The sequence below is a fragment of the Streptomyces sp. NRRL B-24572 genome (assembly GCF_002156145.1).
GTDB lineage: Bacteria > Actinomycetota > Actinomycetes > Streptomycetales > Streptomycetaceae > Streptomyces > Streptomyces vietnamensis.
In genome coordinates this window covers 1-11,447 of sequence record NZ_MWIG01000628.1, presented here as the reverse complement: position 1 = coordinate 11,447, position 11,447 = coordinate 1, and the positions used below count along the sequence as shown (strand labels likewise).

General features: G+C 74.6%; 8 protein-coding genes. 1 reads left to right on the top strand and 7 read right to left on the bottom strand.

All coding sequences use genetic code 11. The features are described from left to right. Positions 1 to 537: AraC family ligand binding domain-containing protein (locus CCN56_RS31955; protein WP_086831378.1), on the bottom strand; the 537-nt coding region annotated here is incomplete at its 3' end. An 84-nt stretch (positions 538 to 621) separates the two neighbouring features. Here CCN56_RS31955 and CCN56_RS31950 point away from each other — a divergent pair. Continuing rightward, entirely contained in the window at positions 622 to 1,422 is an 801-nt protein-coding gene (locus CCN56_RS31950) for a sulfite exporter TauE/SafE family protein (RefSeq protein ID WP_086831377.1), read from the top strand. A gap of 38 nt (positions 1,423 to 1,460) precedes the next feature. On the opposite strand, the gene CCN56_RS31945 is transcribed toward CCN56_RS31950, so the two are convergent. From CCN56_RS31945 to CCN56_RS31920, 6 genes are all read right to left on the bottom strand, one after another. Then, complete coding sequence (locus CCN56_RS31945; RefSeq protein WP_086831376.1) at positions 1,461 to 4,439, bottom strand: hypothetical protein; 2,979 nt, start codon at positions 4,437 to 4,439, stop codon at positions 1,461 to 1,463. A gap of 2 nt (positions 4,440 to 4,441) precedes the next feature. Further along, positions 4,442 to 6,304: an HSP90 family protein gene (locus tag CCN56_RS31940; protein ID WP_086831375.1), complete on the bottom strand. Its 1,863-nt coding sequence runs from the start codon at positions 6,302 to 6,304 to the stop codon at positions 4,442 to 4,444. Positions 6,305 to 6,472: 168 nt separating this feature from the next. Continuing rightward, positions 6,473 to 7,450 (bottom strand): hypothetical protein, encoded by a 978-nt coding sequence (locus CCN56_RS31935; protein WP_256962286.1) that lies wholly within the window; start codon positions 7,448 to 7,450, stop codon positions 6,473 to 6,475. A gap of 100 nt (positions 7,451 to 7,550) precedes the next feature. After that, the gene (locus CCN56_RS31930; RefSeq protein ID WP_086831374.1) at positions 7,551 to 8,786 is read right to left on the bottom strand and encodes an MFS transporter; all 1,236 of its coding nucleotides are present in this window, start codon (positions 8,784 to 8,786) and stop codon (positions 7,551 to 7,553) included. Position 8,787: 1 nt separating this feature from the next. Further along, a complete protein-coding gene (locus CCN56_RS31925) occupies positions 8,788 to 10,470 on the bottom strand; it encodes a condensation domain-containing protein (RefSeq protein WP_086831373.1) in 1,683 nt (560 codons plus the stop codon). Continuing rightward, on the bottom strand, positions 10,467 to 11,447 hold a 981-nt coding region (locus tag CCN56_RS31920), incomplete at its 5' end, for a DUF6271 family protein (protein WP_086831372.1). The genes CCN56_RS31925 and CCN56_RS31920, both read right to left, overlap by 4 nt.

The window sequence follows — 11,447 nt, the reverse complement described above, 5'->3', positions numbered from 1 at the left end:
CCTGGCCGCCCAGTCGGTGTTGGTGACACCGGCGTCCGGGGCGGCCAGGTACTCCCGGCACAGCGCCGCCAGGTCCCCGGAGGCGGGGATCGCGACGTGGAAGGGCAGCGGGGAGCGCGCGGCGATCTCGTGCAGGAGCAGCGTCGCGATGGCGCCCTCCCGCCCCGACAGGCTGTAGTCGGCCGCGAACTCGACGGCCGCGAGCAGCAGTTCGCGCAGCAGCGGCGGAACGTCCACGACCGTGCAGCGGGCTGGCCACCACGGGACGGCGCCCGGCTCCACGTACAGGCTGCGCGTGCTCACGCCCAGCATCCGGACCCGGTGCGGGGTGGCGGCCGGGATCAGGACGGCCCGCTCGGGCGGGACCGTCCACGTGCCGTCGGCGGTGTCGACGACCATGACGCCGGTCGCCCCGTAGAGGAACTGCGCCCGCCGGTGCTCGTGCCAGTCGAGGACCCGCCCGGCCGGATAGTCGGTGCCGATCGGCAGGACGGCCCGGTCGAGGTGGTCGACGTCGTCCAGCGGGATGTTCTTCACCCGCCCACGGTACTGGCCGAGACACGAAGGAATGCTGCCGACCATCGCATGCGGGAACCCTCGGCGACCTGATGGTCTTGACCCATGGACGTGGTGATGCTGATGGCGATCGGGCTCCTCACCGGGGCGACGACGGTCTTGTTCGGGTTCGGCGGCGGGTTCGTGGCGGTCCCGGTCGTGGTGTGGGCGGACGCCGCCCTCGGCACGGCCGCCATCCCCGTGGCCACCGCCACCTCGGCCCTGGTGATGCTCGTGAACGCCGCCTTCGCCACCGCCGTCACCCCACGGCCCGTGCTCCTCGCCCTGCGCGGCAGCAGCGCCCTGCTGCCCCTCCTCGCGGCGGGCGCCTGCGCCGGGGCGTACGCCTCCCGCCTCGCCCCGCCGGCCCTGGCCCGCTGGGCGTTCGTCGCGTACACCGCCCTGACCGCCCTCGACCTGCTGCTCCGGCCCGGCTTCCTGCGCACCGCGAGCAGGCCGGGCACGGAGCCGGCCCGGGGCCTGCCGGCCGCGGCCGGCGCCCCGATCGGTGCGGTCGCCGCCTTCCTCGGGGTCGGCGGCAGCGTGATGACCGTCCCCGCGATGCGCCGGGCCGGTCACCCCATGCGCGTGGCGACGGCCCTGGCCAACCCGCTCACCCTGGCCGTCGCGCTCCCGGCCGTCGCGGTCTCCCTCGCCGGCTCCCCGCCCCCGGCCGCCACGGCCACCGGCACCGGCCTGGTCGGCCTCGTCGACCCGTACGCGGCGGGAGCGCTGCTCCTCGGCGCCCTGCCGGTCATCGCCGTCCTGCGCCGCCGCCCGCCCCGCATCCCGGACCGCGTCCACGCGTGCGCGTACCTCGGGCTGCTCGCCCTGGTGGCCCTCGCGATGGTGCTCACCGGACCCTGAGCCCGCCGCCCCGAGGGGGCGGGACGGCGGGCGGGGAGTCAACTCCGTGCGCGGGTACGGTAGTCCTGCCGCAGGGCGTCGAGGATCTCGGCGGCCTCGGGCAGGCCCGCCTTCCGGCAGCGCGCGGCCGCCGTCACAAGCCGGGCGGCCGCCTCCTCGATCCTGCCGAGACCGTTCCCCTCGATCAGGGCGGCGATCCGCACCGCCTCGGCGCGCGGCACCTCTCCCTCCTCCCCGCCCCGCTCGTGGGCGGCGATCGCGGCCTCCGCCTCGGCGAGGGCCTCCGGGAAGCGGTCCGCCTCCGCCAGGACACGGGCCCGGCGGTAGTGCACCTCGCCGCTCTCGTACCAGACCGCGAACTCCTCGGTGTCCTCCGGCACGGCGGCGAGGACCGCGTCCGCCCGCGTCAGGTGCTCCAGGGCGGCGTCGAGGCCCTCGGCCTCCCGGGCCGCCATGGTGAGCCGGGCGAACTCGCGCATCATGTGCGTGATCAGGGGCGGATGCGGCGCCTCGGCGTGCGCGGCGAGCGCGCGCTCGTACGCGGTGTCCGCCGCGTCCCAGCGGCCGGCGAGCGCCAGCGTGGTCGCCGCCTCGGCCGCCACCAGGGTGAGGATCGAGCCGGGGTCCTCCCATCCGGCGACGGTGTCCGCGAGCCGCAGGAACTCCTCGGCCGCGGCCAGGTGCTCCTCGAGCTCCCGCAGCCCGCGCGCGAGGTTCAGCCGCGCCTGGGCCAGCGGCCGCTCGCCGATCGAGGCGGACGCCTCGTCGGAGAGCACGGACTCCAGTACGGCGACGGCGTCCGCCTGCTGCCCCGAGCGGCCCAGTACGTCGGCGAGCTGGAGCCGTACGTCGGTGGCCTCGTCGGCGGCCCCGTCCTGGTCGAACCGCGCGGCCGCCTCCGACAGGTGGCGCACGGCGCCCGCGGTGTCCCCGAGGTGCGTGGAGGCGTGGCCGAGCAGGGAGTACGTCGGCGCCATCGGGAAGTCGGCGTCGTCGTACCGCACGGCGTCCGCGATCGCCTGGTGCAGCAGCTCCACCGCCTCCGCCGGCTCGTGCCGGGCGAGGAGGAACTGGGCGAGCAGCGCGCGCGGACGCCCGTTCCGCCAGGGACGTTCCGCCGTCTCGTTGTCCTCCAGACTGGCCCGCAGCTCCGCCTCGGCGAAGGCCATGTCACCGCGCCGCCCGGCCACCTCGGCGACGAACTGGCGCACATTGGCGACGTGGTGGGGGAGGGACAGGCGCTCCGCCTCGGCGCGCATCGTGCCGGTGGACTCCTCGAACCGCTCCAGGGCGGCGGCGGAGACCTCCGGGAACGTCCGCACCACCTCCTGGTACGCGGCGAACGTGCGGGAGTACAGCACGGCCAGGTAGGCGAGCCGGCGGCCGAGCGCCGCGTCCTCACCGGCCACGGCCTCGCCCTCCCCGGGCGCCTCGCCCGTGAACGGCGCCTCGGTCTTCAGGCGTTCCGCCTCGCGCAGGATCTCGTCGAGGCCGGACCGGACCGCCTCGGCGTCCGGCGGCGCCGCGCCCTCCGTCATGCCGGAGGCGGTCGCCCAGGCGAGGGCGCGGCTGCGGGCGGACAGCGCCTGCCACGGCATCCCGACGCCCTCGTAGAGGACGGCGGCCCGCTCCAGCTCGGCGATCGCCTCCGCTTCCCGGTCCTTCCGCGTGAGCACGTACCCGCGCTGCTCGGCGAGTTCGGCCCGCAGCAGGTCCTCCGGGCCGAGCCGGTCGTCGTGGGCGGCGGAGCCGTCGGCAAGACGCTCCTCGATGCGGGACCAGAGCCGGGTGTCCCCGGGATGCCCCACGCGCGCCATGCGCCGCGCCTCGCGCACCAGCTCCACGAAGTCCTCGGGAACCTCAGGGCCCTTGGCGGCGGGCGCGGCGGGCGCCGCCGCGGGCGCACGGGTCGCGGACGCCCGCAACCCCAGGGGCAACGGCTCGTCGAGCAGCGGGCGCCGGGCGAGACGCGCGGCGCGCCGGTCGCCGACGGCCGAGGTGCCGTTGCGCGCGTCGAAGGCGGCGGCGAGCCGGTCCGCCTCGGCGCGGACGTGGGCGAGGAGCCCGCCCGCGGTCCAGTTCCGGCCCGGCGGGCCGGCCACGGGCGTGTCCGCGTGCCCGTCCTCGACGAGCCGGGCGAGCAGCACCTCGACGCCGGTGAGGAAGTGCAGACGGCCCAGCGGCGCGCCGGTCGCCTCGAACAGCGGGCGGTTCTCCGCGAGGATCTCCAGGCCGCGCCCCTCGTTGCGGGAGAGCGCGCAGAACTCCAGGTGCAGGCCGACCTCCTCCTGCATGGCGGTGTTGCCGCGCACCCGCCGGTAGCCGGTGAGGTGGTGCGAGCGGGCCTCGTCCGTGCGGCCGAGGCGCAGCAGCGGCAGCAGTGTCCGCGCCTGGCTGACCTGCGGCTCCTCCGCACAGGTCTGGGTCCCGTCGAGGACCGGCCGCCAGATGTCGAGCGCGCCGGCGTCGTCGCCGGCCACCACCTGGTGCCAGGCGAACTTCCGTGTCTCGCAGGCCTCGCAGTCGCTCAGCTCGGTGCGGGGACGGGTGGCCCACAGATCGTAGGCGTCGGCGACGCCCTCGCCGATGTGGGCCGCGACGCGGTAGCGCATCGCGGCCACCGGCTGCATGCCGTGCCCGGCCTCCTCGTACCGCTCGCGCATCTGGTCGACCCAGCTCCGGACGGTGGCCAGCGGCAGCTCGGGTATCTGGAGCAGGGAGGTCGTCACCCATTTGAAGATCCAGAAGACCTGGTGGGCCTCCCATTGGCTGAAGGACTCGGGGGCGGTGTCCCAGAGCTTGAGCAGTCGGGCGAACGCGACGGGCGACTTGCGGTGCTCGCCGGTGAACTCGTACGCCGTGATCAGCTCGATGAGGGCCGTCACCAGCGTGTCCGGCTTCTCGAAGACCTCGGCGGCCTCGACGAGCTCCTCGGCGGTGATGGTCCGCTGCAGGCCGTGGGGAAGGTCGTGGTTCGCGCGCAGCGCCTCGACGACGGCCTCGGGGGTGTCCAGCATCTCTACAGTTCCTTCCGGGGCTCGGTGCCGGCGGCGTCCGGGCCGGAGTGGTGCATGGCGTGGGTGAGCAGACCGATGAAGGCCCGGTTGAGCAGCGCGCTCTCGCTCGCCCGCAGGGGCCGGCGGCTGAGCAGCAGTGCCTGACCGTAGAGGGCCTCGGCGGTCGTCACGGCGAGCCCGCGCTCGGCGATCGTGATCGCCTGCCGGACCAGCGGGTTGAGGTGGTTCAGGACGAGCTGGGCGCGCGGGGTCTCCTGGCGCAGCGAGCCGAGGATGTCGGCCCACAGGCCGTCGCTGTCGGCGGCGAGCCCGGACCTGGTCCGCTCGTGGCGCGCCTCCCGGTTGTCCAGGAGCAGCGCGGGCGCGGTGACGGGCTGGAAGTCGCGCAGGACGACGTCGCAGTCGTGCGCGGCGATCGTCTCGCGGGCGATCGCGAGGAAGGCCGCGGCCCGCAGCTCGGCGGTCGGGTCCACGGCGTCGAGATGGGCGGTGACCGTGGCCGGGTCGAGATCCGTGACGGCCGTGCCCGGACGGATCTCGGGCAGCCGGTGCACCAGGTCGCGGTCGTAGGTGTAGCCGCCGTTGACGACGCCCAGACCCGCGGCCGAGGCGATCGGCGCGACCTGGCGGAACTCCTCGACGCTGCGCGCGACCAGGACCGTCGGGTGCGTCCGTACGAACTCCTCCAGGGTCACGTTGCCGTCGGTGGTCTCGAACGGCAGCCACGGCAGCACGATCCGCAGCAGCTCGTCGTCGTAGCGGGCGAGCGCCTTCACCGCCAGGTGGTGGGTGTCGATGAACCGGTGGAGCAGCGACGGGTCGCTGGCGGCGAGCCCGGTGAGCCAGTCCCGGATCCGGTCGCCGAGCGCGTCCCGTACGGCGGACAGCGTGCCGTCCTCGTACAGCGCCTCCCGGGACGCCGTCGGCCGCAGACTGGTCGTGTCGACCACGCACCGGACGAAGAACGCCCACTCCGGCAGCAGTTCGGGCGCCTGGTCGGTCAGCAGCATGCCCTTGAGGTGCACCCGGTGCCCCGCCCGCTGCGCCGGGCTGACGGCCGTCGGCAGCACGTACGCGACACCGCGCAGACCGGCCGCCGGCAGGTCCAGCTCGACGCTGTCGAGCGGCGCGAAGCCGAAGAGGTCCTTGCAGTACGCGGTGAGGGCCTCGCGGCGCGCCAGCGGGGAACGGTGCTCCCGCTCCCACGGCGGCGCCTCGTTCACCCGGTGGGTCTCGCCCCGGGGGCCGACGACGGTGACCTCGTGCCGCAGCAGACCGCCGTAGTGGCGGGCCAGGGACACGACCTGCTCCGGGCTCGTCCACTCGGCGTTGTCGGCGCGCGGGGTGAGCCGGACGGTGGTGCCCGGCTCGGGCACGGCCGAGGCCGGCAGGGTCCGGATGGTGTAGCGGCCGTCGGAGTGGCCGCGCCACTCGACGGCGGGCGCCGACGGGTCGGCCGCGGACCGGCTCACCACCGTGATCTCGTCGGCCACGACGAAGCAGGCGAGCAGGCCGATGCCGAACTGGCCGATGAACTCACCGCGGGCGGCGTCCAGGCCCGCACCGTCCAGGGCGCCGTCGGCGGTCCGCTTGGAGCTGCGCCCGATGGTCGCGAGGAACCGGTGCACGTCGGCCTCGGTCAGGCCGACGCCGGTGTCCGTGACGGTGAGGGTCTCGCCGGTGCGGACCGTGATGGTGCCGGGCGCGCCGGGCGTGAGCGCCTGCCGGGCGGTGATGGCGTCCACGGCGTTCTGCAACAGCTCGCGCAGGTAGACGCGGGGGCTGGAGTACAGGTGGTGGGAGAGCAGGTCGACCAGGCCGCGCAGGTCGACCTGGAACGTGTGGGCGGACTCGGAAGGGTGCACCTGAGGGAAGCTTTCGGTGGGTGCGCCCGGGCCGGGAAGGGCACGGACGGGAAGCGGAAGGAAGCGGTACGAAGGGGGCCGGCGGTCTCGGGGCCGGACGGGTGCCGGCGGTCTCGGGACCGGAGGGCCTGTCCGGCGCGCGGCCGAGGGGTGGCGGGGCGTCCCGGCTCAGCGACCGGCCGACGCGCGCTGCTTGCGGTACGCCGCGGCGGGGTCGGAGCCGTCCAGGTAGTACCAGGGGAACTTGGTGACGCGCCCCTCGGTGGCCTGGAAGCACTCCCGGGCGGCGGCCCGGTCACCGGCCAGTGAGAAGGCCATCGCGAAGGTGTTGAGGACCTGGAGCCAGGCGCCCCGCCGGACGAAGTCCGGGTGCCGGTAGGAGTGCTCGGCGGCCTCCCGCAGGGACTCCGTCACCTCGGGACGGCGCATGTACGCGGCGTCCGCGCCCGGTTCGAGGGAGAGCCACTGCTCGATGTGCGCGATGGCGACGAGCTGGCCGAGCAGCGTGCCGCCCGGGGCGCCGAACGCGGACGCGCGCGCGAAGGCGTGCATCTCCTCATGGGAACCGCCCCATTTGTCGCAGACCTGCTGCAACTGCTGCTGGTGCGCCTCCAGGTGCTGCGGGTCGCGCCGCACGGTCGCCTCGAAGCGGCGCCGCGCGACGACCTGGCCGACCTCCAGGCCGCGCCCGGTGGTCTGGAGGCAGTACCAGGGCGAGCTCCACAGCGGTTCGCGCTCGGCCGCCTCGTACAGCCACTTCTCGGCCGTGCGCAGCCGCGAGTGGAACAGCTCGAACTGCGCGCGCGTGACGTCCTTGGCGCGGGCGCCGGTCCGCGCCTCCCACCCCCAGCTCAGCTGGCGGATTCCGGCCACGAGCCGGGGCAGCGCCGCGTCCGGTTCCGCTTCGAGGACCTCGGTGATCCACCGCTCCACCCCCGCGGTGTCACCGACGGCCCACAGGAGCTCCGTGCGACCCTCGCTCTCGGGGCGTGCCTCCAGAACCTCCCGGATCGTCTTCCAGTCCGCCGCCGCGGCGGCCTCCCGGACGCGGCCGACGTCCGGATCCCCGGAGTCCACATCCAGCCGCGCCACGGGCCGGCCCGCCCATTTCCCCAGCGTGAGCCCCCATTCACGGAAGCCAGCCATGTCCCCACCCCTTGCTGTGTGCGAACGGGGCGGCCGGTGATCACCCGCCCCGTGGACGTAGTGACTATCACGCGCGACCGACAATCGCACAGCTGTTTCCCTACGGCGCCCTGCGCAGCGCGCGGACGGCCGGGACGGAGAGCATGACGGCGATCAGCACGAGGCCGGCGGCGGAGGAGAAGAGCAGGACGCGGTCGGCGCCCACGCCGTCGGCGGCCGGGCCGGACAGGGCACGGCCCAGCGGGATGACCATGATCGATCCGGCGACGTCGTAGGCGGAGACGCGGCTCAGGACGGCCAGGGGGATGTGCGACTGCACGCTCGTCGCCCACATGACGCCCCAGAACGCGAACCCGCAGCCCGCCACGACACCGGTGAGCACGGTGACGGTGAACGACCAGCCGAGGGCGGGCGCCAGGGGGTTGAGCGAGAAGAAGAACATGGCGCACGCGCCCGCGACGAGCGGGCGGCGCGGGCGGACCCGCATCCCGAGCAGTCCGCCGACGATCGTGCCGGCGCCGTCGGCGGAGGCGATCCACCCGTAACCGCTCGCGCCGTGCTGCTCGGTGAGCAGCGCCGCGCCGAGCGGCAGGGCCGGGCCGAAGACGAACAGGCCGTAGACGGCCCACACGGCGATGACCCCCCACAGCCAGGAACGGGACCGGAACTCGTGCCATCCGGTGGCGAGGCGCCGCAGGATCGGCTCGTCGCTCTCGTCCCGGGCCGTGCAGAGCCTCCGCAGCGGCGCGAGGCCGAGCGCGCTGCACGCGTACGCGGCCGCGATGACCACGAAGGACCCGGCGACGTTCCAGTACGCCACGAGGAGGCCGGAGACGCCGGGGCCGAGCAGGGTGCAGATCGACTCGGAGATCCGGAGCAGCGCGTTGGCCCGCTGGATGTCCTCGGCGACCCGGGGCACCAGGCTCGCCAGACCCGGCTGGAACATGGCGGTCGCGGCACCGCTGAGCGCGAGCAGCGCCATCATGTGCCACAACCGCAGGTCGCCGACGGCGAGCAGCACCGCGAGCGCCAGCATGGCCACCATCCGCACCACGTCCGCGCCGACCATCATCACCTGCGGGGTGAACCGGTCGGCGAGCACTCCGCCGAACAGCACGAGCAGGACGATCGGCGCCATCCACGCGGCGAGCGCGTAGCCCACGCCCGCCGCCCCGTACCCCGCGCCGAGCACGGCGGTCGTGAGCGAGACCATCAGCATGCCGTCGGCGAGGAGCGAGGTGCTGCGGGCCGCGAAGAACAGCCGGAAGTGAGGCGAACTCCACGGGCTGGGGAGGGAGTTCTTCTCCCGCTCTACGGTCACGTCGTTCGTCGTCATGTCAGCTGCGCCGGCCCCGGCCGGCCCCTTCCGTGAGAATCCGCTGCCCGAGCCAGGCACTGGTCCGGTCCGCCTCCGCCGGCGCGTCCCGCACGATCACGTACCGGCACGGGGCCAGCACTCCCGGGCGGCCCGGGAGGGCGTCCATCAGCGCCGCGTGCGCCCGCTCCGGCGTGAGCGGGGAGCCGCCGGAGGCGAGGAAGGCCACGAGGCCGTCCGCGTCCGGAGCCATGTGCACGGGTACGCCTCCCAGCGCCCCGCTCAGGACGTCCGCCACCTCGGGCGGCGACACCCACGAGCCGTCCACCCGGCACCATTCCGCACCGCGTTCGACCGGCCTCACGCCCGTCACCTCGGTGAGCGCCGCCAGCGGCACGTCCTCGGTCGCGGCCGCCTCCAGGAGCCGTACCAGACCGGTGAGGAAGCCCTCGGCCTCGTCCGGTGTGAACAGGGCGGGGTCGACCCACAGCCCGAGCCGGAGCACGGGCGCCGTCTCGTGGACGAAGGTCAGCACGCGGGTCGGCAGCACCTGGACCGGCCCCCGGACCACGTCGAGTTCGGGCCCCTCGACGTCTCCCGCGAGAGGCGTGGACGGGAGCGTGCTGACGTCGTTGAAGACGACGTCGCGGGCGAAGCGGCTGCCGCGCTCGTACGTGACGGCGTCGATCACCTCCCAGAGGCGGACCGCGTCGAACCGGCTGTGCCGGTAGGCGTTGAGCGCCGCTCCCCACGCCTTCCGCAGGAGCGCGTCGAAGGACGGCACCCGCACGTCCAGGGAGAGCAGCGCGTCCTGGGACACGGTGTTCACCGAGCGGGCGAGCCGGGGCAGGAACCGGTTGGAGGTCGGGACGGCGGCGACGCAGGAGGACTGGCCCGCACGGTGGGTGATCAGCGCGCACCAGGCCGTGAGCAGCACCGTGGACGGCAGGCCTCCGGTGCGCTCCGCCGCGAGGGCGAGCGCCCGGGCGCCCCGCAGCGAGCGGAGCGTCAGCTGCTCCGCCTCGACCTCGGTGCCCACGGCGCCCGGCTCAGCGAACATCGCCTGGGGGTCGGTGCGGATGATCCGCTCCCAGTGCCGCAGGGACGCCTCGGCCTTCCGGAGCCCGCCCGGGGTCGCCTCCTCGGCGGCGAGGTCGAGCGGGGTGAAGGCCGTCACGGCGGGGAGCGTCCGGCCGGCGAGCAGGCCGCGCCAGTCCTCCTCCAGGACGGAGAGGGCGCTGATGTCCGTGACGGCGTGGCTCGCCGCAAGGGCGACGGACAAGGGCGCGCCCTCCACGGCGACGAGGGAGATCCGCAGGCCGAAGTCCCGGTTCAGGTGGAACCGTTCGACACGGTTCCGACGGGCCACGGAGTCGGCGCATCCCTCCGGGGGGTGCTCGTCGTGGTCGAGGACCGTGACCGTGAACTCGCCCTCCGCCGCCACGACCTGCTCGCGGGGAGCTTCGCCCGGCGCGTGCGGGAACGTCGTACGCAGCGCCTCGTGCCGCACCACCAGGGCACGCAGCGCGTCGATCACCGCCTCCGTCCGGGTGCCCCCGGGCACGGGCCACACGGCGTGGATGTTGATGTGCTCGGGCTCGTCCCGCAGCATGCAGCGGATCATGTTGGCCTGGCCCATCGTGACGGGGCCCCGGCGCTCCTCGCCGCCCGCGTAGGCGACGGTGACCGTGTACGTCTTCGTCATGCGACGCCCTTCGCGGCGGCCTCGTGGACCAGGCCCGCCCAGACGTCGATCAGGAGGGCGAACTCCGCCATGTCCTCCCGGACTTCGTCGATCAGCCGCTCGCGGCGGGCGGCGAGGAAGTCCGCCGCCTCGGCGTAGCGGCCGCCGAGCTTGCGGTAGGAGCGGTCGACGACGTCGAGGCGCTCGGCGTTCTCCGACGGGTCGAGGAGCGTGCTCTCCCGGACGAGGTCGGCGACGGCGGCGGCGCGGAGCCCGCCCCCGGTGTCGAGCAGCGACTCGCCGGCCGCCGTCGTCCCGGCGTACACGGAGTGGAGGTGCGGGGCCGCGAGCAGGAACTTCGCGAACCGCAGCTGGTAGGCGAGGAATCCGCTGTCGGAACGCCGTTCGCCGGTGTGGAAGTTGACGATGTGCCGGTTGTGCAGCACGCCCGGCAGCCGGGCGTCGTGGACCAGGTGCAGGAGGAAGTAGTCGCTGCCGATGGTGTCGGTGGCGGGCGGCAGCGGCACCCGGCCGTACACCTCGCGGGCGAGGGCGATGTTGCACATGTCGACGCGCGTGGGGCTGACGGTGGTGAGCGTGGTCAGATCACCGGTGTACGCGGCGGTCCCGGCGCCCCGGAACGACTCGGCGATCAGGTTCCTCCGCCAGATCTCCGGATAGCCGTCCGGTACGGACAGGCCGATGACGTCCTCGTACACGAGGGGGTCGAGCCTGCGGATCTCCTCGACGTCCACGGACATCTCGCCGACGAAGGAGCCGCCGACCAGGGCCACCGGCCTGTGCGCGTACGCCGGGTCGAGCCTGCTGCGGGACACGAGCCCCGCCACCTCGGCGGCCGGCCGGCCCAGGGCCGTGAGCTCGTGGTGGAGGGGGAAGACCGGCTCCCCGTCCAGGCGCTGGTAGCGGCTGTCGGAGTCCCTGCGGTGCACCGACGCGCAGCCGAGCGCCTCCGCGAACAGGAAGGCGCGGTCGGTGCA

Excerpts from the sequence above, each read along its gene's own strand:
- CCN56_RS31950 (WP_086831377.1), top strand. The coding sequence starts at position 622 with ATGGACGTGGTGATGCTGATGGCGATCGGGCTCCTCACCGGGGCGACG.
- CCN56_RS31945 (WP_086831376.1), bottom strand. The coding sequence starts at position 4,439 with ATGCTGGACACCCCCGAGGCCGTCGTCGAGGCGCTGCGCGCGAACCAC.
- CCN56_RS31935 (WP_256962286.1), bottom strand. The coding sequence starts at position 7,450 with ATGGCTGGCTTCCGTGAATGGGGGCTCACGCTGGGGAAATGGGCGGGC.
- CCN56_RS31930 (WP_086831374.1), bottom strand. The coding sequence starts at position 8,786 with ATGACGACGAACGACGTGACCGTAGAGCGGGAGAAGAACTCCCTCCCC.
- CCN56_RS31925 (WP_086831373.1), bottom strand. The coding sequence starts at position 10,470 with ATGACGAAGACGTACACGGTCACCGTCGCCTACGCGGGCGGCGAGGAG.